This is a genomic window from Vibrio sp. QJM3NY_35 (assembly GCF_057785915.1).
Map to the genome: position 1 here is coordinate 3168948 of NZ_CM173507.1, position 26688 is coordinate 3195635.

Annotated in this window: 23 protein-coding genes; 15 read left to right on the forward strand and 8 right to left on the reverse strand. The window is 46.0% G+C overall.

Translation table 11 applies throughout. From position 1 onward, the window contains the following. Window positions 1-18: 18 nt before the first annotated feature. Window positions 19-3450, reverse strand: coding sequence for a hybrid sensor histidine kinase/response regulator (locus AC3CH3_RS14405; protein ID WP_032545340.1), 3432 nt, complete (start codon window positions 3448-3450; stop codon window positions 19-21). Between the two features lie 118 nt (window positions 3451-3568). Continuing rightward, window positions 3569-4765, reverse strand: coding sequence for a 3-phenylpropionate MFS transporter (locus AC3CH3_RS14410; RefSeq protein WP_019820780.1), 1197 nt, complete (start codon window positions 4763-4765; stop codon window positions 3569-3571). 232 nt (window positions 4766-4997) lie between these two features. On the opposite strand from AC3CH3_RS14410, the gene AC3CH3_RS14415 reads away from it, so the two are divergent. The 9 genes from AC3CH3_RS14415 to fis all read left to right on the forward strand — a co-directional run bounded on the left by AC3CH3_RS14415 (window position 4998) and on the right by fis (window position 14786). Beyond that, window positions 4998-6830 carry a DUF294 nucleotidyltransferase-like domain-containing protein gene (locus AC3CH3_RS14415; RefSeq protein WP_019820779.1) on the forward strand — a complete coding sequence of 611 codons (1833 nt, stop codon included), beginning with the start codon at window positions 4998-5000 and terminating at the stop codon, window positions 6828-6830. Between the two features lie 10 nt (window positions 6831-6840). Then, window positions 6841-7473 (forward strand): 3'-5' exonuclease, encoded by a 633-nt coding sequence (locus tag AC3CH3_RS14420; protein WP_017062708.1) that lies wholly within the window; start codon window positions 6841-6843, stop codon window positions 7471-7473. A 218-nt stretch (window positions 7474-7691) separates the two neighbouring features. Next, window positions 7692-9641, forward strand: coding sequence for an acetate--CoA ligase (gene acs, locus AC3CH3_RS14425; RefSeq protein WP_488537378.1), 1950 nt, complete (start codon window positions 7692-7694; stop codon window positions 9639-9641). A 322-nt stretch (window positions 9642-9963) separates the two neighbouring features. Beyond that, window positions 9964-10413: a type II 3-dehydroquinate dehydratase gene (aroQ, locus tag AC3CH3_RS14430; protein ID WP_010435475.1), complete on the forward strand. Its 450-nt coding sequence runs from the start codon at window positions 9964-9966 to the stop codon at window positions 10411-10413. 74 nt (window positions 10414-10487) lie between these two features. Continuing rightward, window positions 10488-10940, forward strand: coding sequence for an acetyl-CoA carboxylase biotin carboxyl carrier protein (accB, locus tag AC3CH3_RS14435; RefSeq protein ID WP_017062707.1), 453 nt, complete (start codon window positions 10488-10490; stop codon window positions 10938-10940). A 15-nt stretch (window positions 10941-10955) separates the two neighbouring features. Continuing rightward, window positions 10956-12299 carry an acetyl-CoA carboxylase biotin carboxylase subunit gene (gene accC, locus AC3CH3_RS14440; RefSeq protein WP_076655833.1) on the forward strand — a complete coding sequence of 448 codons (1344 nt, stop codon included), beginning with the start codon at window positions 10956-10958 and terminating at the stop codon, window positions 12297-12299. 170 nt (window positions 12300-12469) lie between these two features. Further along, window positions 12470-13357, forward strand: coding sequence for a 50S ribosomal protein L11 methyltransferase (prmA, locus tag AC3CH3_RS14445; RefSeq protein ID WP_019820777.1), 888 nt, complete (start codon window positions 12470-12472; stop codon window positions 13355-13357). Window positions 13358-13497: 140 nt separating this feature from the next. Then, window positions 13498-14466: a tRNA dihydrouridine synthase DusB gene (gene dusB / locus AC3CH3_RS14450; RefSeq protein WP_032545339.1), complete on the forward strand. Its 969-nt coding sequence runs from the start codon at window positions 13498-13500 to the stop codon at window positions 14464-14466. Between the two features lie 23 nt (window positions 14467-14489). Continuing rightward, window positions 14490-14786, forward strand: a complete 297-nt coding sequence (fis, locus tag AC3CH3_RS14455) for a DNA-binding transcriptional regulator Fis (protein ID WP_004729744.1) — start codon at window positions 14490-14492, stop codon at window positions 14784-14786. Window positions 14787-14875: 89 nt separating this feature from the next. Here the strand turns inward: fis and zntR are convergent, their stop codons facing one another. Next, window positions 14876-15316 (reverse strand): Zn(2+)-responsive transcriptional regulator, encoded by a 441-nt coding sequence (zntR, locus tag AC3CH3_RS14460; RefSeq protein ID WP_488537379.1) that lies wholly within the window; start codon window positions 15314-15316, stop codon window positions 14876-14878. 325 nt (window positions 15317-15641) lie between these two features. On the opposite strand from zntR, the gene purH reads away from it, so the two are divergent. Then, complete coding sequence (purH, locus tag AC3CH3_RS14465) at window positions 15642-17252, forward strand: bifunctional phosphoribosylaminoimidazolecarboxamide formyltransferase/IMP cyclohydrolase (RefSeq protein WP_488537380.1); 1611 nt, start codon at window positions 15642-15644, stop codon at window positions 17250-17252. Window positions 17253-17433: 181 nt separating this feature from the next. Further along, complete coding sequence (gene purD / locus AC3CH3_RS14470; protein ID WP_488537381.1) at window positions 17434-18723, forward strand: phosphoribosylamine--glycine ligase; 1290 nt, start codon at window positions 17434-17436, stop codon at window positions 18721-18723. 182 nt (window positions 18724-18905) lie between these two features. Here the strand turns inward: purD and AC3CH3_RS14475 are convergent, their stop codons facing one another. Beyond that, the gene (locus AC3CH3_RS14475; RefSeq protein ID WP_488537382.1) at window positions 18906-19604 is read right to left on the reverse strand and encodes a DUF1481 domain-containing protein; all 699 of its coding nucleotides are present in this window, start codon (window positions 19602-19604) and stop codon (window positions 18906-18908) included. Window positions 19605-19651: 47 nt separating this feature from the next. Next, window positions 19652-19924, reverse strand: a complete 273-nt coding sequence (gene hupA / locus AC3CH3_RS14480; RefSeq protein ID WP_004729753.1) for a nucleoid-associated protein HU-alpha — start codon at window positions 19922-19924, stop codon at window positions 19652-19654. A gap of 270 nt (window positions 19925-20194) precedes the next feature. Here hupA and AC3CH3_RS14485 point away from each other — a divergent pair, with 270 nt between their 5' ends. Further along, window positions 20195-21295 carry a CNNM domain-containing protein gene (locus tag AC3CH3_RS14485; RefSeq protein ID WP_488537383.1) on the forward strand — a complete coding sequence of 367 codons (1101 nt, stop codon included), beginning with the start codon at window positions 20195-20197 and terminating at the stop codon, window positions 21293-21295. An 81-nt stretch (window positions 21296-21376) separates the two neighbouring features. Here AC3CH3_RS14485 and AC3CH3_RS14490 read toward each other — a convergent pair whose 3' ends face one another. Then, window positions 21377-21964: a YjaG family protein gene (locus AC3CH3_RS14490; RefSeq protein WP_017062699.1), complete on the reverse strand. Its 588-nt coding sequence runs from the start codon at window positions 21962-21964 to the stop codon at window positions 21377-21379. Window positions 21965-22035: 71 nt separating this feature from the next. Here AC3CH3_RS14490 and AC3CH3_RS14495 point away from each other — a divergent pair, with 71 nt between their 5' ends. Both AC3CH3_RS14495 and AC3CH3_RS14500 read left to right on the forward strand, forming a co-directional pair. Then, a complete protein-coding gene (locus AC3CH3_RS14495) occupies window positions 22036-22962 on the forward strand; it encodes a D-2-hydroxyacid dehydrogenase (protein ID WP_488537384.1) in 927 nt (308 codons plus the stop codon). Further along, entirely contained in the window at window positions 22962-23555 is a 594-nt protein-coding gene (locus tag AC3CH3_RS14500; protein WP_488537385.1) for a uracil-DNA glycosylase family protein, read from the forward strand. The genes AC3CH3_RS14495 and AC3CH3_RS14500 overlap by 1 nt, the downstream gene beginning before the upstream one ends. Window positions 23556-23657: 102 nt before the next feature. Here the strand turns inward: AC3CH3_RS14500 and hemE are convergent, their stop codons facing one another. Next, window positions 23658-24725 (reverse strand): uroporphyrinogen decarboxylase, encoded by a 1068-nt coding sequence (gene hemE / locus AC3CH3_RS14505; protein WP_017060530.1) that lies wholly within the window; start codon window positions 24723-24725, stop codon window positions 23658-23660. Between the two features lie 298 nt (window positions 24726-25023). Further along, a complete protein-coding gene (gene nudC, locus AC3CH3_RS14510) occupies window positions 25024-25833 on the reverse strand; it encodes an NAD(+) diphosphatase (protein WP_065677321.1) in 810 nt (269 codons plus the stop codon). Window positions 25834-25998: 165 nt separating this feature from the next. Between nudC and AC3CH3_RS14515 the strand changes: the two genes are divergently transcribed. After that, window positions 25999-26496, forward strand: coding sequence for an Rsd/AlgQ family anti-sigma factor (locus AC3CH3_RS14515; RefSeq protein ID WP_017096512.1), 498 nt, complete (start codon window positions 25999-26001; stop codon window positions 26494-26496). Window positions 26497-26688 lie beyond the last annotated feature (192 nt).

Here is a 26688-nt window from a genome sequence, read left to right on the forward strand (position 1 = left end):
ATCTAAGAGTTAATTAAACTAACTCACGCGATTCAAGACCGCTCTTAACTTAAGTGGCTTCACTGGCTTGGCAATAAAACTAAAGCTGTTGGCCTTTATCGCTGCCAACATGTCATCGGTTCTATCGGCACTGATGATGACACCTTCAAAAGAATCACCAAGGCGCAAGCGACACTGCTGTAATACTTCGAGCCCCGTTCTGCCATTATCCAAACGGTAATCAGAGAAGATCACATCAGGTTGCCAACCCTCATCTAGGCACTGCAAGCTTTCGACCAGATCAACCGCCGTCTTAACCTCACAGCCCCAACGTCCAATCAGATTTTCCATGCCGACTAAAATTTCTCGTTCATTGTCGACACACAATATCTTGAGATGTTCGATGTCGCTGGTCGCTATTGGCGTCGAAGCTTGCACAACTGGAGCCACTTTTTCCGCTCGAGCTAAGGTGATAGAAAAGACACTGCCTTGACCCGGCCATGAACGCATCGATATTTGATGACCAAGCACATGGGCAATACCTTTGGAGATGGCTAATCCTAGCCCTAACCCCTGATCAGCACGCACTTGGCTACCACGAGTAAATTCTTCGAAGATCTCTTGTTGCTTGTCTTCATCGATACCGGTTCCGTTATCCCACACATCGATTCGAACCTGCCCATTGACTCGTCTCGCACCAAGTACCACTTTTCCTTCAGGGTTATAGCGGAACGCATTGGTCAAAAAGTTCTGAATCACACGCCTTAACAGCTTAGGGTCTGAGTGAATGAACAATGACGATGGAATCATCTTAAACTCAATTTTCTGTTGTCTCGCTAGGGCACTAAATTCCGCGTTCAAGTTGGTGAGCACATCGTGCACGGCAATCGCGTGAATGTTAGTTTCTAACTTTCCGGACTCCAATCGAGATATATCCAGCAAGTCACCAATCAAATCTTCTGCGGCACCAAGTGCACTCTCGATGTGAGATGATAATTGCTTCACCTCTTGCTCTTTTGCTACCTCAGAAAGTGACGAAGCAAATAGACGTGCGGCATTGAGTGGCTGCATCAAATCGTGGCTTACCGCGGCTAGAAAACGACTCTTAGATTGTGATTCTTGATCCGAAATCTGCGTGGCTTTTACCAAACGATGATTCAGTTTTTCGAGCTCTTGAGTTCGCTCATGCACTCTCGATTCCAAGCTTTCATTGGCATCTTTTAGGGCTTGCTCTGCTTGTCGGAATACCGTGATATCGGTAAAACTCATCACAAAGCCACCACTTGGCATCGGGTTACCTTGCACCTCAATCACTCGACCATCAGGGCGAATACGAGAAGAAGTATGTCGAGTGCCTTGCTCAAGGTGATAAACACGGCGACGAACGTGATCTTCTGGGTCACCCGGACCACACAAACCCTGTTCGGCATTATGGCGAATCACATCGGAAATGGGGCGCCCAACCTGAATCAAACCCGCAGGAAATTCAAACAGCTCTAAGTAACGTTGATTCCACGCCACCAACCTCATTTGTTTATCTATTACTGCGATGCCTTGGCCAATATGTTCAATCGCGCCTTGCAGTAAACCACGGCTGAAATCGTACAGTTCCGAAGCTTCATCCACGATGGTCGCGACTTCTTCAAGCTGCATGTTTCTTCCCTGCAAAGCGGAAGTAAGTACTAACTTAGCAGACGAAGCACCAAATACACCTGCGAGCACGCGCTCTGCGTGTCGAATCAGACTTGCAGGCGCTTGTTGATTTGGAAGCAGCGGCTGACCGTGTTGTTGCCAGTAGCTGTGTAAGGCACTTTTGGCACGCTTACGGCCTACAAAACGCGACGCCAACATCTCTAATTCAGCGACTGTCACGCGATTCTGATAGAGGCTGATATTCTCGTTCTCAGGCAGTGGCGTGCCAACAAATGCCGCCGATTGTAAGCGCTCACTTAGGCTTGGTCTTGTCGACATCGAAACCACGGCATAGCACAAGGTATTAAGCACAATACTCAGCACAATTCCCCAGTTTGAACTGCTGATATCCCAGCTGCTGAGCAACTCTGGTGGCGTGATAATCCACAATAAAAGGTTACTTTCACTGTCGCCGGCCAACATGCTGGTTTGGCTCATTAGGGTAATCAGCCAAATCAATGAGCCAACCATTAGACCGACATACACGCCCTTGCGGTTACCCGGACGCCAGTACAAACCACCGATAAGTGCTGGAGCGAATTGAGCAATCGCCGCAAAGGAAAGAAAACCAATCGCTGACAGTGAATGAATAGTATCGAGCGCTTGATAAAACAGCCAAGCACCCAATAACAGCAGTAAAATTAGTCCGCGGCGAATCACCAATAGCAGACCAGAAAAGTGTCGATGGGTTCTTTGGGTTAGGCGCATACGGCGCAGTAACAATGGCATCACTAAATCGTTCGACACCATGATCGCCAAGGCGATGGTCGAGACTATTACCATACCACTTGCCGCAGACGTACCACCAAGGAAAGCCAGCAAAGCAATGTGATTAGCGCCTTCTGCCATTGGCACACTGATCACGTAGGTATCCGCAGGCATGCCAGTAAGTAGCCCTTGTCCTGCCCAAGCAATTGGCAGCACGAACAGTCCCATCAAAATCAGGTAAAGCGGAAACAACCAGCGAGCGGTGTGCAGGTCTTGAGGACGTTCGTTCTCAACCACCATGGTATGAAACTGACGCGGCAAACAGACAATCGCCAACATGGTTAACACGGTATGAATTATTAAGGTCGGAATATTGGGTGATTCGTAGGTGGAAGCCGCCACATCAAGCAGGTCGATTTTGTCGCTGCTCATCGCCAGATACATGATGAACAAGCCAACAATCAAGAATGCCGCGAGCTTAACAATGGATTCAAACGCCACCGCCATCATCATGCCACGGTGATGTTCCGTGTTATCAATGTGCCTAGTACCAAACAACATGGTAAAGATGGCCAACGCACCGACCACAAACCAAGATACATGATAATCCTGATAGCCAAAATCTTGAGCTAGGCTCGGAGCAACAATATCCAACCCCATTGTGATACCACGCAATTGCAGTGCGATATAAGGAAGAATACCGACCACAGCAATCACGGTGACGGCTACCGCCAAGCCTTGAGATTTTCCGTAGCGAGCCGCGATAAAGTCGGCAATAGAGGTAATGTGTTCACGCTTCGCTATCAAGATCAGCCGCGCTAAGATCCGCCAGCCGAGAGTGAAGACCAAAATAGGTGCGAGATAAATGGGTAAGAAAGACCAAGGGTTATTGCTCGCCTGACCCACCGTCCCATAGAAGGTCCAAGAGGTACAATACACGGCAATCGAAAGGCTATAGATCCACGGGCGCCAACGCGATAGCCAACGAACCTGCCTGTCTCCATACCAAGCGATCAGAAATAACACGCCCAAGTAGGCTAAAGAGACTGGAATTACTATCCATCCTTGCATTGAAAACCCTTTCTTCATCCATAAAAAAACCTCTCCATAAGGGAGAGGTTTCATTTAACTAAGGATGGGTGATTAACTCAATCGCATCGCTTAAATTCTGTGCTTTAGACTCTAATTATCAGCATTTGCTGTGAGATTCTGACTGTTCCGAATCTGATTGATTAACCTCAACCACTGAACTTCTTTCATCCAACTTAATGAACAGAGCAAGTGCACCCATTGCAGCCATACCCCAGAAGATATTTGCCCCCCAAAGCTCATAACCCCAACCACTTAAGGTGGTCATTAATGCAATAAAGGCACCTAATGGAATCGCGTTATACAGAGCTTGTAGCGCAACCATCTTGTTTTGTTCTTCAGATTGGATGTATTGAATCGCGGCGATGTGTGCCATCGCAAAGGTCACTCCGTGCAACAACTGCACCATAACCAATGCGAAAATCGCTGTCGTTGATGCGGTAATACCCCAACGCGCCATCACCCCAATAGCCGCGACGACAAACAAAGTACGCAGTGACCAACCTGAGAATAATCGCTTACTCAGAGCAAATACGGCCACTTCAGCAACAACACCTAAACTCCACAAGTAACCGATGATCGCTTCTGAGTGACCCGCTTCTTTCCAATAAATCGCACTAAAACTGTAGTAAGCCGCATGACTACCTTGCAGCAGCGCCATCAAGGCTAAAAATTTTACCACTGACGACTCACGCAGCAGTTCGCCTAGTTTTGGTCGCACCGCTTGTTGCTCAGATTGCGTTACTGGCATCACGTTGGGATTTCTCATCGCCAGAATCAATGACAACAACACACCGGCGAGTGCAGTATACAAAATCATGTCGGTGCCAAATTGTGCCACCAAATAACCAACCACCGTTGAACCTGCGATAAAGGCAATTGAGCCCCAAAGGCGAGTTCGGCCGTAGTCGAGCATTTTCAAACGACTGTAATGGTTAGCCATCGCATCAGAAAGAGGAATGATCGGCCCACAACAGAGGTTAAACAGTACCGTTGCCAACAACATCAATATAAAACTGCCACCAGTGAAGAAGTGGAAGCCGACAAACAGCAACGCAGCGAAACTCAAACAGCGCAAAGCTGGCATCAAGTGTTCAACTTTATGGATACGTGGCGTAATCACTAGGTTAGCCACACAACGCGTCGCAAAGCCGATACCAATCAATACACCAATATCACCAGCAGACACGCCTTGGTCTTCAAACCACAACGCCCAAAATGGCAAGTACACGCCATACGCAAAAAAGAAACCAAGAAAATACTGAGAGATCCAGCCATAGGGTGAAGGGCTAAACATAAATGACCTATAAAGTGTGCGGAAAAAGGCAGCACCAATTATGCCTATCTCGCATACGATGAAAAAGGGAATTATTACTGGGATAGTATTCCCATATTCAATGGGTCTGAATATCGCATTTCAACAAGAGATTTCATGCTCATCAATACCCATACTCGCATTTAGACTAAAGTCGTCTGGAGCTTCGCTGGTATTTTGTCAGACTGATTAAAGACTCCCATTTCTTCTTGTGATGCTTATGCCTGAAAAATTTAATATGCAGCACCCACCCTTCGATAGCCTGTCTGACTCTGAGCAGTTGAAGCTTCGCTCTTCATTAGACGTGGTGTATTACCGCTCTCAAGAAGTGATACTGGAAGCTGAAAGGCCGAGCCGACACCTGCATATTTTGATCAAAGGGGCAGTTGAAGAGCGCGCGAGCAGTGATGGTGAGATTTACGCACACTATGCCAATGACGATATTTTTGATGTCCGAAGCCAGTTTGAACCTCACACCAAACACCAATACATCGCGCTCGAAGATACATTAAGTTATCTGCTGCCCACCGAGATTTTTCTCGAGCTTTACCACGCCAATGGCCAATTCGCCGCCTACTTTGATAGCAACTTATCAACACGTAAAGCACTGATCGAAGCCGCCCAACAACAGCAGAATCTAGCCGAGTTTATATTGACCAAAGTGGATGACTCTATCTATCATCCACCACTGATACTTGAACCAAACCAACCGATCAACCAAGTCACTCAAACCCTTAAAGAACAAGGGTTAGACTCGGCCCTAGTTCATTTGGAACATGATGATCAAAAAGCTTTTGGATCATCATATTCCTTGCCGTATGGAATCGTCACTCGAACCAATTTATTGCATGCTGTGATGCTCGATAATTTCCCACTGGATGCACCTGTCGGTGAGATCGCAACGTTTCCGGTGATGCACGTGAACCAAGGCGACTTCTTATTTAACGCCATGATTACCATGACCAGAAATCGAGTAAAAAGGTTGATGGTTTGTGATGGTAAAAATGCGGTCGGCATGGTGGATATGACACAGATCCTCAGCGCATTCTCCACACACTCCCACGTTCTTACTTTGCGTATTGCGCGTGCCACCAGCGTTGAAGAATTGGCAATGGCATCCAACAAACAACGTCAACTGGTCGAGAGCTTGCTCAGTAATGGGATTCGCACACGCTTTATCATGGAGCTGATTTCTGCGGTCAACGAACAGATCATAGAGAAGGCTTTTGAGTTGGTGATCCCACCTGCACTGCATAATCATTGCTGCCTAATCGTGTTGGGTTCCGAAGGCCGTGGGGAACAAATTCTCAAAACCGATCAAGACAACGCTCTAATAATTCAAGATGGTTTGGAGTGGCATCAATGCCAAAGTGCCATGAACGACCTCACTCATACCCTTCAACAATTGGGTTACCCACTGTGCCCGGGTAACGTGATGGTCAACAATCCGAAATGGGTGCATTCAGAACAAGAGTGGAAACAAACCCTTACCCATTGGGTAAAAAAAGCTACGCCAGACACCGTGATGGATATTGCGATCATGGCAGATGCACACGCAGTAGCGGGTAATAGAGAGTTATTAAAACCTGTAAAGCAGCACCTCAGTGATTTAATGCTCGGACAAGAATTGATTCTGACGGAGTTCTGCCGCCCTGCCCTTAACTTCTCAGTTCCCCTGACCCTGTTTGGTAATGTGAAGCAATCCAAGTCAGGGCTCGATATCAAACAAGGCGGTATTTTCCCTATCGTGCATGGTGTGAGAGCGCTTTGCCTAGAGCATGGTGTCACGGTAAACAACACCTTCGAACGCATTGAGCAGCTGGTCAGCAAGAAAGTATTAGAGCAAAGTACTGCCGATAATCTCAGTGAAGCACTCAAGCAATTCTTTAAGTGGCGTTTAGCCCAAAGGCTTTCTCAGCAGCACAGCAGCAACAAGATTAACGTCAAACTAATGGAACGAGCAGACAGGGATCTGCTTCGACATAGCCTGCACGTGGTGAAGAAGTTCAAGCAATGGCTCGGCTACCACTATCAGATACGGGATTAGGCATTGAACGATGAATAGGTTGGTTCGCTATTACTGGCATCACAAGCTCAAAGGCTCTCTCTATCAGCCTCTGTTTACTGCGCCTATTGATCATGAATATGTATCGCTCGATTGTGAAACCACCAGCCTAGACCCCAATCAGGCAGAATTAGTCACTATTGCCGCGACCAAGATCATCGGTAACCGAATCATTACCAGCCAACCTTTTGAAGTCCGGTTGCGCGCCCCGCAATCGCTCGATTGCAATTCAATAAAAATCCACCGCATTCGTCATCAAGATCTAAAACACGGCATCGAAGAAAAACAGGCTTTAATCGAGCTACTGAACTTCATTGGAAATCGTCCTTTAGTCGGCTATCACATCCGCTATGATAAAAAGATTCTCGACCGCGCCTGTTTAAAACAGCTTGGATTTCCACTGCCTAACCGATTAGTCGAAGTGAGCCAACTCTATCAAGACAAACTCGAAAGACAGCTGCCTAATGCCTATTTTGATCTCAGCATGGACGCCATCTGTCGCCAGCTCGATTTACCGATACCGGTCAATAAACATGATGCATTACAAGATGCTATCTCCGCTGCGCTGATCTTTGTACGCCTGAAACATGGTGACCTGCCCCGTTTCAACTCTTCTTATTCTTAATTCAACCACTGGCGCTTCACATAGAGAGCAACATCTCAAAAATGAACTTAACTCGCTATTTTGTAAGTGAAAAGCAGCGTCTCATCCTAAAGTCTAATTGTGGAAATCGCCGTCCTAGCCGAGAGTGATAACACAACGACGGTTCTGTAATAGACCTAGAAACTGAACACAAAGGAAGTTGCCAGTTCATTAGGAATGTAGGCACAAGGAGAGATGCAATGAGTGAAGCCCACGTTTATCCGGTAAAAGAAAATATTAAATCAACCACACACGCGGATAATGACACTTACCTAGCCATGTACCAACAATCTGTTTCTGACCCTGAAGGCTTTTGGGGTGAACACGGAAAAATCGTTGATTGGATCAAGCCTTTCACACAAGTAAAAAACACCTCTTTCGATCCTGGCCACATTGATATTCGCTGGTTTGAAGATGGCACGCTTAACGTTTCGGCTAACTGTATCGACCGCCACCTTGCTGAGCGCGGTGATGAAGTCGCTATCATCTGGGAAGGCGATGACCCGGCTGATGATAAAACGCTAACTTTTAATGAACTACACAAAGAAGTGTGCCTATTTTCAAATGCTCTAAAAGAGCAAGGCGTGCGCAAAGGTGATGTGGTTTGTTTATACATGCCAATGGTGCCAGAAGCGGCAGTAGCCATGCTGGCGTGTACCCGTATCGGTGCGGTTCACACAGTCGTATTTGGTGGTTTCTCACCAGAAGCACTGTCTGGTCGTATTATCGATTCAAATTCTAAAGTCGTTATCACTGCCGATGAAGGCGTGCGTGGCGGCCGTGCGGTTCCACTGAAAAAGAATGTCGACGAAGCACTGACGAACCCTGAAGTGAAAAACATCGAGAAGGTTGTGGTATTCAAACGCACTGGCGGTGATGTTGCATGGCACGAGCACCGCGATGTGTGGTGGCACGATGCTATTGCTAATGTATCTGCAGATTGCCCACCAGAAGAGATGAACGCAGAAGATCCACTATTCATCCTTTATACGTCAGGCTCAACGGGTAAACCTAAAGGTGTTATGCACACCACAGGTGGCTACCTTGTTTATGCAGCAATGACATTCAAATACGTATTCGATTACCAAGAAGACGAGACTTTCTGGTGTACAGCCGATGTAGGTTGGATTACCGGTCACACATACCTTGTTTACGGGCCTCTTGCTAATGGCGCAAAAACGATTCTATTTGAAGGCGTGCCAAATTATCCGAACACCAGCCGCATGAGTGAAGTGGTCGATAAGCACCAAGTTAATATTCTTTATACTGCGCCAACGGCTATTCGTGCATTGATGGCGAAAGGCAATGAAGCCGTTGAAGGTACTTCTCGTGACAGCCTAAGAATCATGGGCTCAGTGGGTGAACCTATCAACCCAGAGGCTTGGGAGTGGTACTACAAAACAATCGGTAATGAGCAGTCTCCAATTGTTGATACATGGTGGCAAACAGAAACGGGCGGTATCTTGATTGCACCGCTACCAGGCGCAACAGACCTCAAACCAGGCTCTGCAACTCGTCCATTCTTCGGTGTGCAACCGGCGTTAGTTGATAACATGGGCAATATCATTGAGGGTGCAACAGACGGCAACCTAGTGATTCTAGATTCTTGGCCAGGCCAAATGCGTACCGTTCATGGCGATCATGACCGCTTCGAACAGACTTACTTCTCTACATTTAAAGGCATGTACTTCACCAGTGATGGCGCTCGTCGTGATGAAGACGGTTACTACTGGATTACAGGTCGTGTTGATGACGTACTTAACGTCTCTGGCCACCGTATGGGTACTGCTGAAATTGAATCGGCTTTAGTCGCGTTCGATAAGATTGCTGAGGCTGCGATTGTGGGTATCCCTCATGATATTAAAGGCCAAGCGATTTACGCTTACATCACGCTGAATGATGGTGAGTTCCCAACCGCAGAGCTTCATAAAGAAGTGAAAGACTGGGTACGTAAAGAGATTGGCCCAATTGCAACGCCCGATGTACTGCACTGGACCGACTCTCTACCAAAAACTCGTTCGGGTAAAATCATGCGTCGTATCCTACGTAAAATTGCGACTGGCGATACAGGTAACCTAGGTGATACCTCAACCCTAGCCGACCCAAGCGTGGTTGATAAGCTGATTGCCGAGAAAGCCGAACTGGCATAAGCAACTAGTCACAGCAGCTAATCACTGTTTAAAACAGCACTTTCTAAACCGTCACCTATGTGGCGGTTTTTTTATGGCTGATCTTGATCTCAAATATCCCGCCCCAAATTAAGGCTAAGACGCTTTTTTGTTAAGTTGGTAACAATTCCAAGCTGTATCAATAGGAGATTAGACCAGTAAATTGCTGCGATTTGCGCTGAATTAGCTATAATCTGGTTCTAATTTTTAAATTTGGGTTTTTCTCACTGGAAATTAACCGCAAATTTTCAATAAAATGGCAACATTCACGTTCGTAAACACGATAAAGGAAGATAGCCCCACGATGTCTACAAAGTTTCGCATTCTAGTTTTAAATGGCCCAAACCTTAACCTGTTAGGCCTTAGAGAGCCTGCACACTACGGTTCTCAAACACTTGACCAGATTATTAGCTCACTGACCGAGCAAGCGAAAGCACACGATGTTGAGCTATCTCACTTACAGTCAAATCGTGAGTATGAACTGATTGAAGCTATCCATAGTGCTTATCAAAATGTTGATTTTATTATTATCAACCCAGCAGCCTTTACACATACCAGTGTGGCACTGCGTGATGCACTACTTGGCGTTGCCATCCCATTTATTGAGGTTCATCTATCGAATGTTCACGCGCGTGAACCATTCCGTCACCACTCTTACCTATCTGATAAAGCAGAAGGTGTGATTTGTGGCTTAGGTGCCCAAGGTTATCAATTTGCTTTGACCGCTGCGCTCAGCAAGCTCAACTCAAAGTAAACATAAACAACGAACTATTACTAACCTACTCAGTCATAGAGTAAGTTCAATTAACAGATAAAGAGAAAGAAACAATGGATATTCGCAAAATCAAAAAGCTAATCGAATTGGTTGAAGAGTCTGGCATTTCTGAGCTAGAAATCTCTGAAGGTGAAGAGTCAGTACGAATCAGTCGTAACAGCACTGCACCTGTAGCACCTGTTCAATATGCAGCTGCTCCAGCACCTGTAGCGGCAGCAGCTCCTGCGGCGGCACCTGTAGCAGCAGAAGCAGCGGCTCCTGCAGTTCCAGCGGGCCACCAAGTTCTTTCTCCAATGGTTGGTACTTTCTACGGCGCTCCAAGCCCAGACGCAAAACCATTCGTTAAAGTTGGTCAATCAGTAACAGCTGGCGAAACTCTATGTATCGTTGAAGCAATGAAAATGATGAACCAAATCGAAGCTGATAAATCTGGTGTTGTAACAGCTATCCTAGTTGAAGACGGTCAACCAGTAGAATTCGACCAAGCTCTAGTAATTATCGAATAATAGAGAGCACTCATTATGTTAGATAAATTAGTAATCGCGAACCGTGGTGAGATTGCACTACGTATTCTGCGTGCATGTAAAGAGCTTGGCATTAAAACGGTAGCGGTTCACTCAACTGCTGACCGTGATCTTAAGCACGTACTGCTTGCAGACGAAACCATTTGTATCGGTCCAGCTCGTGGTATCGATAGCTACCTAAACATCCCCCGTATCATCAGCGCAGCTGAAGTTACAGGTGCAGTAGCAGTTCACCCTGGCTACGGCTTCCTATCTGAAAATGCAGACTTTGCAGAACAGGTAGAACGCAGTGGCTTTATCTTCGTTGGCCCTAAAGCTGAAACCATTCGCATGATGGGTGACAAAGTGTCTGCTATCACGTCAATGAAGAAGGCTGGCGTACCTTGTGTACCAGGTTCTGACGGTCCTCTTGACGACGACGACGCGAAAAACAAAGCGCACGCTAAGCGCATTGGTTTCCCAGTAATCATCAAGGCATCTGGCGGCGGCGGCGGTCGTGGTATGCGTGTTGTTCGTTCTGAAGCAGAACTAACAGAAGCTATCGCGATGACTCGCGCTGAAGCAAAAGCATGTTTCAACAACGACATGGTTTACATGGAGAAATTCCTAGAAAACCCACGTCACATTGAAGTACAAGTGCTTGCAGATGGCCAAGGTAATGCTATCCACCTAGGTGAGCGTGACTGTTCAATGCAACGTCGTCACCAGAAAGTTGTGGAAGAAGCGCCAGCTCCAGGTATCACTGAAGAGATGCGTAAGTACATTGGCGAACGTTGTACTCGTGCATGTATTGAGATCGGTTACCGCGGTGCAGGTACATTTGAATTCCTATACGAGAACGGTGAATTCTACTTCATCGAAATGAACACTCGTATCCAGGTTGAACACACGATTACTGAAATGGTAACGGGTATCGACCTAGTGAAAGAACAGCTACGTATTGCAGCTGGTCAGCCTCTATCATTCACTCAGGATGACATTAAGCTGCGCGGCCACTCAATCGAATGTCGTATCAATGCTGAAGATCCAGTTCGTTTCCTACCTTCACCAGGTAAGATTGAACGTTTCCACGCACCAGGCGGCATGGGTGTTCGTTGGGAATCTCATATCTACACTGGCTACACTGTACCACCGCATTACGATTCAATGATCGGCAAGCTGATCACTTACGGTGAGAACCGTGATGTTGCTATCGCTCGTATGAAGAACGCATTGGGTGAAATGATTGTTGAAGGTATTAACGTTAATACTGAGCTTCAACTGTCTATTATGAACGACGAAAACTTCCAACACGGTGGTGCAAACATCCACTACCTTGAGAAGAAACTTGGTTTGTCATAATCCGTTCGTTTAAGAACAGTCAAAATGCTCACTTCGGTGAGCATTTTTGTTTTTGAACCGCCGAAAAAATCAATCTTTAATCCCCATTATATTCCGTGGGGTTTTGGTGAATTTGCTCATATTTTCTGCTAGACTCGCCATCCAATTTTTCTCATATAGAAGATGCAGCCATGCCTTGGATTCAAATCAAGCTTAATGCTACCAATGAAAATGCCGAACAAATCGGCGACATGTTAATGGAAGAGACTGGTGCTCTTTCTGTAACTTTCCTGGATGCACAAGATACCCCTGTATTTGAGCCTCTGCCGGGCGAAACTCGCCTTTGGGGTGATACTGACATTCTCGCGCTTTACGACGCTGAGACTGATACTGGTGTCGTTCTAGCGCAGATTAAAGCAAGCAACATGTTCCCTGCAGACTTTGCTCATAAAGTAGAGCAAATTGAAGACAAGGATTGGGAACGTGAATGGATGGACAACTTCCACCCAATGAAGTTTGGTGAGCGTTTATGGATTTGCCCTAGCTGGCGCGATATCCCTGAACCTGACGCTGTAAACGTAATGCTAGACCCAGGTCTTGCATTTGGTACAGGTACTCACCCGACAACGGCATTGTGTCTTGAGTGGCTTGAAGGCTTAGACCTGGCAGGCAAAACCGTGATCGACTTCGGTTGTGGCTCCGGCATCCTAGCGATCGCTGCAATCAAACTAGGCGCAGCAAAAGTTATCGGGATCGACATTGACCCTCAAGCTCTGCTCGCATCAAAAGACAACGCACAGCGCAATGGCGTTGCTGAGCAACTAGAGGTGTTCTTGCCACAAGATCAACCGGAAGGTTTGCTAGCAGACGTTGTTGTTGCCAACATTCTTGCAGGTCCATTACGCGACCTTTCTGGCATCATCAAAGGCCTAGTTAAGCCAAATGGTGTACTTGCGATGTCGGGTGTTTTAGATACACAAGCAGAAGATGTTGCGACTTATTATCGTGATGAGCTTCACATTGATCCGATCGTTGAACAACAAGAATGGTGTCGAATCTCAGGTCGCAAGCAAGGCTAGACAAGACTTTGGGCGCTAATTGACTGAAATTTAAACAAATTACAAAAACAAATTGTAAATGCTCAAATATTAGTCTTTTCACGCAGCGAAAAAATGCGTAAAATGCGCGCCCTTGCTGGTACAGAACTGTGATGACATTTTTGAAAATCGGAAATTATCAACTTAAGAACAATCTAATCGTCGCTCCTATGGCTGGCGTAACGGATAGACCATTCCGTGAGTTGTGTCTTCGCTACGGTGCGGGGATGGCAGTCAGTGAAATGATGTCCTCCAATCCGAAAGTTTGGAAAACGTCAAAGTCTCAGCAGCGTATGGTACATGAAGGCGAATCGGGCATTCGTTCAGTACAAATCGCTGGTGCAGATCCACAGCTTATGGCCGAGGCTGCTCAATTTAATGTGGATAACGGTGCGCAAATCATCGATATCAACATGGGTTGTCCAGCCAAAAAAGTGAATAAGAAGCTTGCGGGCTCAGCCCTACTGCAGCATCCAGAACTCATTGAAGACATTCTGAAAGCGGTGGTAAATGCTGTCGACGTTCCAGTAACGTTGAAAACGCGCACAGGCTGGGATATAGACAATAGAAACTGTGTCCAAATCGCGAAAATAGCCGAAGACTGCGGCATACAAGCTCTTGCCCTCCATGGAAGAACTCGCGCTTGTATGTACAAAGGTGAGGCAGAATACAAACACATTAAAGCAGCGAAACAAGCAGTATCTATTCCGGTTATCGCTAACGGTGATATCGATAGTCCGGAAAAAGCGAAGTTTGTGCTGGAGTACACCGGCGCTGATGCTTTAATGATAGGTCGACCTGCCCAAGGGCGTCCTTGGATTTTTAACGAAATCCAACACTATTTGGAAAACGGCACCACGATGGACCCACTCCCGATTTCGGAAGTGAAAGACATCATGCTTGGTCATGTGCACGCTCTACATGAATTTTATGGAGAGTTTTTAGGCCCTCGCATCGCTCGTAAGCATGTGGGTTGGTATCTAAAAGAACATGAACAAGCGAGTGAGTTTCGCCGTACCTTCAACGCATTCGAAGCAGGTGATCTGCAGCTTGAAGCGCTAGAAGGTTTTTTTGATAACGTTGCACCATAATTACGAGAAGAGCTAGACCGAATATGTTCGAACAAAATCTGACTTCAGAAGCATTGACAGTAACTACAGTTACATCACAAGACCAAATCACGCAGAAGCCACTACGTGACTCAGTTAAAGCATCATTGAAAAATTACCTTGCTCAATTAAACGGTCAAGAAGTCAGCGAGTTATACGAATTAGTATTAGCTGAAGTTGAACAGCCACTACTAGACACTATCATGCAGTACACTCGCGGTAACCAAACTCGCGCAGCAACCATGATGGGTATTAACCGCGGTACTCTTCGCAAGAAACTTAAAAAATACGGCATGAACTAATCGTTCTTTCGTAATTTATTGAATTGAAAGCCAAGCTCATTTTTGAGTTTGGCTTTTTTTTGGCTTGTCGAACCGTGATAGATGGCTGACTACTCCCCAGTGCGACAACAGCGTCCTTTGTTGACGTTTGCTGAGCCCAAGGCTGCCAGAATCGAACAATGGCTTGCATCGTCGTCTACGTGTCCACAACACGCATCATTAATCTTTTTAAGTGCGGTGCGAATCTTAGTTAACTCAGTAATCTTCTCATCGATCATCTCTAATTTTGCTGAGGTAATCGACTTCACTTCAGCGCAACTGTGCTGTGTGGCCTCAAGTCGAATCTCAAGCAATTCTTTAATCTCGTCCAAACTCAGCCCCAACGCTTTAGATTTGAGAATAAAGGTCACCTGTTTCTGGTTATTTTCATCATATAGGCGATAACCCGACTCACTGCGACTGGCTGGCGCGATCAGGTTATTCTTCTCATAAAATCGCAAGGTATCGGCTGTCACACCGCATCGCTTCGCTAATTCACCGATCTGAAACATGTTTTTTCCTACTGTTTCGTCCATTCCACAATTAACCTTATCGTTACTTTTCAGGCTGAAATGGCACTTTTCATAATTAATTTTGAGATGCCAAACGATTGCGCGAGCTTTTTTGTAATAAATTAGTTAGAATCTGCGCCATCAAATTTGGAGTTGGTTATCTTATAGCTAGATCATAAGACAAACCCAAAAGGTCTTTACCAAAACTGGCCAATATTTTATCTCTTACTGGTATCTAAGATAATCCACGCTAAGAAGATAGAAACAAGTTCTTTTTTGGCAAATATCTTTATTTTAACCCCATGAATTTGAGGAAGATGGAAGCATGAATAACGCTCGTCCAATTCGCCGCGCTCTAATCAGCGTATCAGACAAAACTGGTATCGTTGAATTTGCACAAGCTCTTGCTAACCGTGGTGTAGATATTCTATCTACCGGTGGCACTGCTCGCCTGCTTGCTGAAAAAGGCATCTCTGTTACAGAAGTATCTGACTACACTGGTTTCCCAGAAATGATGGATGGCCGTGTTAAGACTCTGCACCCAAAAGTTCATGGTGGTGTTCTAGGCCGTCGTGGTCAAGATGATGACGTGATGGAAACTCACGGTATCAACCCTATCGATATGGTTGTTGTAAACCTATACCCATTCGCAGAAACCGTTGCTAAAGAAGGTTGTACCCTTGCTGACGCTGTTGAGAACATCGACATCGGTGGTCCAACAATGGTTCGCTCTGCAGCGAAAAACCACAAAGACGTAACGATCGTTGTTAACGCACACGACTACGAGCGCGTTGTCGCTGAAATGGACGCGAACGAGCAATCTCTAACACTAGAGACTCGCTTCGACCTCGCTATCGTAGCATTCGAGCACACCGCTTCTTACGACGGCATGATCGCAAACTACTTCGGCACTATGGTTCCATCATACGGTGCCTCTCTACTTGATGAAGAAGGAAAGAAGGCTGACGAAGAGAGCAAATTCCCTCGCACGTTCAACCAACAGTTCGAGAAAAAGCAAGACATGCGCTACGGTGAGAACAGCCACCAAGCAGCCGCATTCTACGTTGAAGCAAACCCTGAAGAAGCGTCAGTATCTACTGCTCGCCAAATTCAAGGTAAAGCACTTTCTTACAACAACATCGCTGACACCGACGCAGCACTTGAGTGTGTGAAAGAGTTCGACCAGCCAGCATGTGTGATCGTTAAGCACGCTAACCCATGTGGTGTTGCACTAGGTGAAGACATCCTAGAAGCTTACGACCGCGCATTCAAAACAGACCCAACGTCTGCATTTGGCGGCATCATTGCTTTCAACCGTGAGCTAGACGCTGCAACAGCAACGGCTATCACTGAGCGTCAATTCGTTGAAGTTATCATTGCACCATCAGTTTCTGCTGAAGCAGTAGAAATCGTAGCGGCTAAGAAAAACCTTCGCCTACTCGAGTGTGGCGAGTGGACAACGAAGACAACTGGCTTTGACGTGAAACGCGTTAACGGTGGTTTGCTAGTTCAAGACCGCGACCAAGGCATGGTGTCTGAAGATGACCTTAAAGTAGTTTCTAAGCGCCAACCTACAGCTGAAGAGCTAAAAGATGCCCTATTCTGCTGGAAAGTAGCGAAGTACGTTAAATCTAACGCTATCGTTTACTCAAAAGGCGACATGACTATTGGTGTAGGCGCAGGCCAAATGAGCCGCGTTTACTCTGCGAAAATCGCAGGCATCAAAGCTGCAGACGAAGGTCTACAGGTTGAAGGCTGTGTGATGGCATCAGATGCATTCTTCCCATTCCGTGACGGTATCGACGCGGCTGCAGAGGCTGGCATCAAGTGTGTTATCCAACCAGGCGGCTCTATGCGTGATGACGAAGTTATCGCAGCAGCAGACGAACACGGCATGGCGATGATCTTTACGGGCATGCGTCACTTCCGCCACTAATTTCCTCTTCGTATTTGGCACTGTGGCGTCGTTAGCTGCTTTCGCCCACCCCGGTCACATAGCGGACTATGCTCCCGGGGATGGGCTCAATTGCTGCCTAGCCACATCACCAACTACTTTGAGCAAGACTTATAACTTTGTTTTTTTAAATATTTAGATATTTGAGATTAAGGATTTTACAATGCGAGTTTTAATCATCGGTGCTGGCGGTAGAGAACATGCTTTAGGTTGGAAAGCAGCACAAAACCCAAACGTTGAAACAGTATTCATCGCTCCAGGTAACGCAGGCACTGCACTTGAGCCTAAACTTGAGAACGTAAACATCGGCGTTGAAGACATCGCTGGTTTAGTGGCGTTTGCTCAAGAGAAAAAAATCGAACTGACTATCGTTGGACCTGAAGCGCCACTAGTTATTGGTGTGGTTGACGCATTCCGTGAAGTGGGTCTTCCTATCTTTGGTCCAACTCAAGCGGCAGCACAGCTTGAAGGTTCGAAAGCATTCACTAAAGATTTCCTAGCTCGTCATGACATTCCAACGGGTTACTACGCAAACTTCACTGAGATTGAGCCAGCTATCGCTTACGTACGTGAGCAAGGCGCTCCAATCGTAGTAAAAGCTGACGGTCTTGCGGCGGGTAAAGGCGTTATCGTTGCGATGACCCTTGAAGAAGCTGAAGACGCAATCAAAGATATGCTAGCGGGCAACGCATTTGGCGAAGCTGGCAGCCGCGTGGTTATCGAAGAGTTCCTTGAAGGCGAAGAAGCAAGCTTCATCGTAATGGTTGACGGTTCTAGCGTTCTTCCTATGGCCACCAGCCAAGATCACAAACGTGTTGGCGACAAAGACACGGGTCCTAATACTGGCGGTATGGGGGCTTACTCCCCAGCTCCAGTTGTGACGCCTGAAATCCACAATCGTATCCTTGAGGAAGTTATCTACCCAACGGTACGTGGTATGGACGCAGAAGGCGCACCTTACACGGGTTTCCTTTACGCTGGCCTAATGATCGATGCTGACGGCACACCTAAGGTTATCGAATACAACTGCCGCTTCGGTGATCCAGAAACGCAGCCTATCATGATGCGTATGGAGTCAGACCTTGTTGAGCTTTGCCTAATGGCTATCGACGAGAAACTAGACGAAGCAGAATCAAAGTGGGATCCACGCGCTTCTATCGGTGTTGTTCTTGCGGCTGGCGGTTACCCTGCTGACTACGCAAAAGGTGACGTAATTTCACTACCAACAAGCGAAGTTGAAGGCCAAAAGGTTTTCCACGCGGGTACGACTAATAACGAAGCTGGCGATGTGGTGACAAACGGTGGTCGTGTACTTTGTGCAACGGCACTGGGTAACACGATTTCTGAAGCTCAAGAGCGTGCTTACGCGTTGACGAAGCAGGTTAGCTGGAATGGTATGTTCCACCGCAATGACATTGGTTACCGTGCGATTGCGCGCGAGCAAGAGCAGTAATCAATCTTGTTACTCGCTTACTTCCCAATAACAGTAAGCAAATGATAGTAAACGAATAACAGCAAAAGGCGTCTCGATAGGCGCCTTTTTATTACTCAATCTTTCTAGAGGTCTGCACTTGTACAGATAAATAAGTACTTGACCTATGGTAGGCCAAATACTCTCAATCCTTTGATTACTCGCTATTCTTTCAACAATGATGGCCTAACGACACAATCATGGTTGTCTTCAGCCAGCATCAGTAACTCTTCCACACTCATCTTACCCAGTGAATCACTGCCAAGAAACGCCGCATAGCTTTCCACTGATGCCAATCGGTCGATCACGAAGCTTGGTAAGGTCTGGTTAAATTCAATGCGATCAAATTCACCACCAGCGCACGTCTTAAAAGAGCTGCCATCCCAGTAACCCTGAACCAGCCTGAGCCCTTCGTCATTCTGCTTCATCGTAGTCTCTAGAACCGACTTAGCTTCTTTCTGGTAGTTTTCGAGTTGCTTAGCTTGGATAGGTAAGATTTTGCTATCAATACGATACTGTTGATACACAGCTTCGCCTGACTTATTGAAACGCACATGGACACGATAAGGAACCAGCTCATTCGAAGAGTTACGCTGCTCGCCTTCACGAATGAATTCGCGAAGCACGCCTTCTGACCAAGCATAATCAGTTTGGTACCAGCCGTAATCGCCGACAGTGACGTAGTCAGCTGAAGTATGAGGTTGTGTTAGCTTGTTTGTAACCCAGTAGAAACTTGTCGCGTCGCCCATGACTTGGCCGCCGGTATGAGTTTCAAATTGCTCTAGGTTTTTGCGAGGGCTTGTTGAAGAACAGCCAATAAGAAATGTAGATAATAGTGAAACGAGAAGAAATGCTTTTTTCATAAAAACCTGTACCGAGGTGGAATACGACTACCTCGGTACAGTTTAGATTATTTCACTGAATCTTTCAGCGCTTTACCAGCAACAAATGCTGGAACATTTGCAGCAGCGATTTGGATCTCATCACCAGTTTTTGGGTTACGACCAGTGCGAGCTGCACGGTGGTTTACTTTAAAAGTACCAAAACCAATTAGCTGAACTTGATCGCCATCTTTAAGAGCATCTGTAACACCGCCAAGAGTCGCTTCTAGAGCAGCTTTAGCTTGTGCTTTAGAAAGGTCCGCTTTTTCAGCAATAAAGTCGATTAATTGAGTCTTGTTCATTTTAGGTTTCCCTTCTTTGTATTTTTGAATTCAATTCACTCTAAAACATAAATGCCCCATCTGGCAAAGGTTTGTCGTCGATCTTTAGCTCTAGTGCCGTAGTTTTAGCCATAATATGAGTAATAACTCACAATTTGTTACTGATTTTATTAAGCAAGCCCTTGTTTAAAAGGGGCTGAGAGCAAAATTAATGATGACCTAGCCACTACTTTTTCACTATAATCCACGCTGAATCGCTGCTAAAGCGTACAATTTAATTTAAGGGCAAACATGCTGCTGCTATCTATTTACGTCTCCATTGCTATTGGAGTTTCTTTCATTTGTTCTGTTTTGGAAGCTGTACTTTTGAGTATTAGTCCGAGCTACATTGCTCAACTAAAACAAAATGGGCACCCTGCAGCAGAGTCTTTAGACAAACTGAAAACAGATATTGACCGCCCGCTTGCGTCAATTTTAACGCTCAACACCATCGCGCATACTATCGGTGCTGCGACAGCAGGTGCACAAGCGGCTGTCGTTTTTGGTAGCCAATGGTTAGGTGTCTTCTCTGCCGTACTAACGCTGGGTATCTTGGTATTGTCTGAGATTGTTCCAAAGACCATTGGTGCAACCTACTGGCGTCAACTTGCTCCTGCTTCGGCAAGCGTGCTGCGCTGGATGGTGTTCTTCCTAACACCGTTTGTCTGGTTCTCAGAACAGATCACCAAACGTCTTGCTCGTGGCCACCAAGCACCAAAAATGCGTGATGAGCTATCTGCAATGGCGATTTTGGCAAAAGAGAGCGGCGAGTTTGCAGAAGGCGAATCAAAAATCCTGAGCAACCTACTGGGTATTCAAGATGTACCCGTAACTCAAGTAATGACGCCGCGCCCAGTGGTATTCCGTGTTGATGCGGAAATGAGTGTCAATACGTTCCTAGAACAACATAAAGACACGCCATTCTCACGCCCGCTGGTTTACAGCGAGCAGAGTGACAACATCATCGGTTTTGTTCACCGCTTAGAGCTGTTTAGATTGCAGCAAGCCGGTTGTGGTGAGAAAGCTTTGGGTGAAGTAATGCGCCCTATCCACGTGTTGCTGAACAACATGGGCTTGGCTAAGGCCTTTGACCAGATGATGGCAAACCGCCTGCAACTGTCTTTAGTTGTGGACGAATACGGCACTATTCAGGGCATCATCACCCTAGAAGACATCTTTGAGCACCTAGTGGGCGAAGAGATTGTCGATGAAGCGGATAAGACGACTGACATGCAAGAACTGGCGTTCCAACGCTGGGAAAAGTGGAAAGAGACACACGGCGTTATCGAAAACCGCGATGACGACGACGCATCAAAAGACAAAGCGCAGAACGAAGACAAAAAAGACGCTTAATCTAAATTTGATACCGTCAGATACAACAAAGGCTCCCTAGGGAGCCTTTGTTTTTTATTCGTACCTTGGTGCAATTGCGAATTATAACGCAACACCAATGTTACTGACTGGGTCTTCACGCAGTTCGTGGCGTAGGTCTTTGATCAGCTCTAAGTCACGCTCAGTCGTTTCACGTAGAGGTCGGAAAATGGCCCACTGAACGTCCCACTCTTCACACACCGCTTCGTTTTCTTTTTGGTTTTCGTTCGTCACTTCTTCAGCGCCTTGAGCAAACTCAAGCTCAGCAACCGTCTTCACCGATTGTTGACTCACTTTAATTACCGCTTCCAACATATGTTCACGGTCAAGCAGACCATGAATTAGCGTTGCTAGGCCTTGGCATGCGTCCATTGCTGGGTAAACACCATAAAAATCAAAATCATCACCGCTAGGGAATAGCTCTTCAACCTTCTCAAGTTGACGCTCAAAGTTCACCTTTGCTGTTTTAACCGTCAGGATTTCCCAAATGCTATCCAAAACATCACGATAGATTCGAGCTTCCGCAAATTCTGTATTCTCACAAAACATGGCATAGTTAGGATACATACGCTCACATAGACACGCCATAAAGGTAATTTGTTGCCAAGGTTCTAACTTTTCAAGACGAACCTGCAGTGGATTCTGAAGCATAGTCACTCAATAATTGCAGAAAAAGACAGCGAAAGTGTACTTGATAAACCCTGGGGGGAAAAGGTAAGCCGATGAACAATTTTACGAATAAGCTCTATATTCTTACTGAGCATGACGATACCTATACGCAACTGATTCTAAACCAGGATTTACCCGACCTAGAAATCACTCAAACCCCCAAATCAGCACAGATTGTCTTGGCGTCACCACCTCTAATCGCAGAGCGCCTCGGCGAGTTTAAAGAGCTAGACTGGGTACAGAGTACCTATGCTGGAATCAATAAACTCACTCAGCCGGATCTTCGTCAAGATTATACGCTAACCAACGTCAAGGGCATCTTCGGCCCTGCGATTGCTGAATACGTATTGGGTTACACAATCAGTCACTGTAGACACTTCCCTCATTACCACCAGCATCAACAACAACGAAACTGGCAGCCACAGCTTTATACTAGCCTAACTGACAAAACTATCGTGATTTTAGGAACAGGTTCAATCGGCAGTCATTTAGCAAAAACCGCGACCGCTTTTGGTATTCATACCATAGGTGTCAACCGTACGGGCATCCCATCCAAACAAGAAACCTTTAAAGAGACGTTCCACATCAATGAGATAGAGGCTGCCCTTAAGCAGGCTGATATTGTGGTCAACACCTTGCCATCAACAGCTGAAACCTATCAGCTGCTAAACCAAACCACATTAGGTTACTGCTCTAACGTGCTGCTGTTTAATGTCGGTCGAGGGGAAAGTGTAGACAACAAAGCCTTGTTGCTCGCCATAAAAAACAGATGGGTAGAACACGCATTTTTAGATGTATTTGAAAGCGAGCCCCTTTCGCAAGATCACCCTTTCTGGAAACTACCGCAAGTCACCATCACGCCACACATCGCAGCACTCAGTGAACCAAGACAAGTGGTCGAGATCTTCGCAGAGAATTATAAACAGTGGCGAGATGGCTTTACACTTAATCATGTCATCGATTTTGATAAAGGTTACTGATGTCCTCTTTGTTACTTAAAGAGATTCGACAATGCCGAGCTTGTGAACCTTACCTATCACATGGTGCCAACCCGGTGATTCAAGCACACCCAAACGCGCGCTTGCTGATCATAGGTCAAGCGCCAGGTATCAAGGTGCATGAGTCGTCGATCCCTTGGAACGACGCCAGTGGCAAAGGATTAAGAGAGTGGTTAGGGATAGATAGCGATACTTTTTACGACGAGCAAAAAGTCGCGATTGTGCCCATGGGGTTTTGTTATCCGGGAAAAGGGAAAAGTGGTGATCTTCCACCACGCAAAGAGTGCGCGGAGCTTTGGCATAACAAAGTGCTGCAATCTCTACCCGATATTCAAATGACACTGCTGATTGGCCAGTACGCACAAAACCATTACCTAACAAACAAAACCACTAGCACATTGACCGAAACCGTGCGTGATTGGCAAAGGTGGGCGCCTGAGTTTTTGCCATTACCCCACCCTTCGCCACGCAATAATATCTGGCTCAAGAAGAACCCTTGGTTTGAAAGTGAGGTTATTCCTTACATCCGAAAGCACATCTCGGAGCATTTGGCCTACCATGATCCAAATGCCTAATAAACTGCACGCTACAAGATTAAACCGCTATCCAATACTCATCGCAGATAATAAAAAGCGCCGTTAGTTTCCTAACAGCGCTTTCAATAATCTTACTCAGAATTACTTGTGGTAAGGCTTAGACAATTCGTGAACAGCGTCAACGAATACACCAGCGTTCTCTGGCGGTACATCTAAGTGGATACCGTGGCCTAGGTTAAATACATGACCTGTACCACCGTCGCCGAAGCCTTCAAGGATGCTGCCCACTTCTTCGCGAATACGTTCAGGCTGAGCGTAAAGCATTGAAGGATCCATGTTACCTTGCAGAGCAACTTTGTCGCCGATGCGAGCTTTTGCATCTGCGATGTTGATTGTCCAGTCTAGACCAACCGCATCACAACCTGTTGCTGCGATAGACTCAAGCCACATGCCACCGTTCTTAGTGAACAGAGTAACCGGTACTCGACGACCTTCGTTTTCACGGATTAGGCCATCAACGATTTTGTGCATGTATTGCAGTGAGAATAGGTTGTAGTCACGAGGCGTCAGTACACCACCCCATGTATCAAATACCATTACCGATTGAGCACCCGCTTTAATTTGCGCGTTCAGGTATTCGATAACACTGTCAGCCAGTTTGTCTAGAAGCAGGTGCAGCGTTTGTGGTTCTGCGTACATCATCTTCTTGATCTTAGTGAATGCTTTAGAGCTTCCACCTTCAACCATGTATGTCGCTAGAGTCCATGGGCTACCAGAGAAACCAATCAGTGGCACTTCGCCTTTCAGGTCTTTACGGATCTGACGAACGGCATTCATTACGTATTGAAGCTCACCTTCTGGATCAGGTAGGCCAATCTTCTCTACGTCAGCTTTACACGTGATAGGACGCTCAAACTTAGGACCTTCACCTGTTTCAAAGTACAAACCTAAGCCCATTGCATCAGGGATAGTTAGGATGTCTGAGAACAAGATTGCCGCATCAAGCGGGAAACGACGTAAAGGTTGAAGTGTTACTTCTGATGCCAGTTCCGCGTTTTTGCACAAAGACATGAAATCGCCCGCTTCAGCGCGCGTTGCTTTGTACTCAGGAAGATAGCGGCCAGCTTGGCGCATCATCCATACCGGTGTGTAATCAACAGGCTGTTTTAAAAGTGCGCGTAAATAGCGATCGTTTTTTAATTCGGTCATTCCGTTAAATTCCAATTCAATCTTGTCTAATTTTGATGGCAAGTATTCTAACACTGATTGAAGGGTAAAAGCTGCGTGCTTTGCAACCTAGATCAAGTTATTAACTTTTAAATCAATGCTTAATTTGCACCCAATTACGAGAGCATGTTAAAAATTTGTCGCTAGCGAAAATTACAATTATAACATCTGAGTAGTCACTACTCAGCATCTCATAACGACATCTTACTTACCCCCTCCACTTGTGGAGGGTTTTTTTTAGCTTTTGACCACCCATAAGCCAAATACTATCACAGGCAGATTAGTGCTCTAGCATCTGCTCCGTCACACCATCTTTCATCACGTCATCAACGGTTTTCTCAATCAACTGTCTCGCAATGGTTCCAACAGGAGCAACATCAGGCAGGCTTGTTACGTCAAACCATTGAGCATCCGATAGCTCGCTGTAGTCAGGCTTAAGCGTACCACCAGCACAATCGGCGAGAAAGCCCATCATCATACTCGATGGAAACGCCCATGGCTGGCTGCCAAAGTAACGAATATTATCGACATCGATACCCGTTTCTTCTTTGACTTCTCTTGCCACACACTGCTCTAAGGTCTCTCCGACCTCTAGGAAGCCCGCTATCACGGTATACATGCCTGTTTTATGTCTTGGGTGCTGCGCAAGCAATATCTTGTTGTCGTTTCGCACAGCGACAATGATGCACGGGAAGATACGAGGATAATGAAGTGTGCGGCAATCTCCACACTGCATCGCCACCTGGTTATGGTTGAGATGATTTCGACCACCACACTGAGGGCAAAAACGCATACTTTGAGTCATATGCCCATATTGGATGGCTTTGCTTGCAGTCAAGAAACTCACTTCAGGCCAGTGCAGTAACTCTCTTAGGCTGACCATGCTCAGCTCATTCTCCACATCACAATCGTTGAGCCAATACACCTTGCGACCTTGATGCTGACCAATACAGATTGCATGCTCCACACTCAGCCCAAGCTCTTCAGCAGAGCCAAACGGAAACTGATCATTATTAACCCAAATATCACTACCAGAAACGACGCACCAATAAGCTTGCTCTGTCATTTTGTTATCACTTTTTTTTAACATCCCTATGCCTCATTGCTTGCAGTTCGTTCATTTTACTGGCAATCTAATTTCATACTAGAGTTGTAGCAGAGAATATTTCAAGCTATTACTTTTAGTAGCTACCAATAAAACGGACCCTGCTTAGGCAATTACTTGATCACAAGGTTGTGATCAGATCATGAGGACATGGTCATGCTAAATAAATTCAAACAAATACAAGAACAATGGGGTGGCTCTAATGAGGTCATCGATCATTGGCTCGAAACTCGACAGTCTCTAATCGTTGAGTATTGTAAGCTAGGTGCCTTGCAGCCAGCTAGCAACGGGCAATCAAACGTTGTTGAACTCCCTTCTCCTAAAGAAATAAGCTCATTCTGCGATCATGTTGTCGATTATATCTCAGAGGGTCATTTTAAGATCTATGATATGGTCATGAAAAAATGGCAAGCAACAGGCTTTAAAACCAATGACGAGATTGATACAACTTACGCGAAGATCGTACTTACAACCGAGCCGCTTCTAGAGTTCAATGATAAGTACGTTAAAGTAAATGCAGACGATGAGTTGCCTAACTTCGAAGGAGATATGTCAAAAGTAGGTGAACTACTCGAAGTACGTTTTGAAGTAGAAGATAATCTTATCCAGCTTATTGCAGACAGTTTAGCGATTCCACCAGGCGCTTAGTTAGCTGAATCCTTAATAAGCTTGCCTCTGTGCAAGCTTTTTGTTTTGTCTGTAAGCTTATCCAAACTACCCAGAATCTTTCAGACAGAGCTTACTCGCTCGCCCTGACCTTTAGCCATAAGCATATGGTTACAACCCTAATCAGCCTAACCATCTCTACCCTTTATCTTACTGGCTCAAAGAGCACTCTTC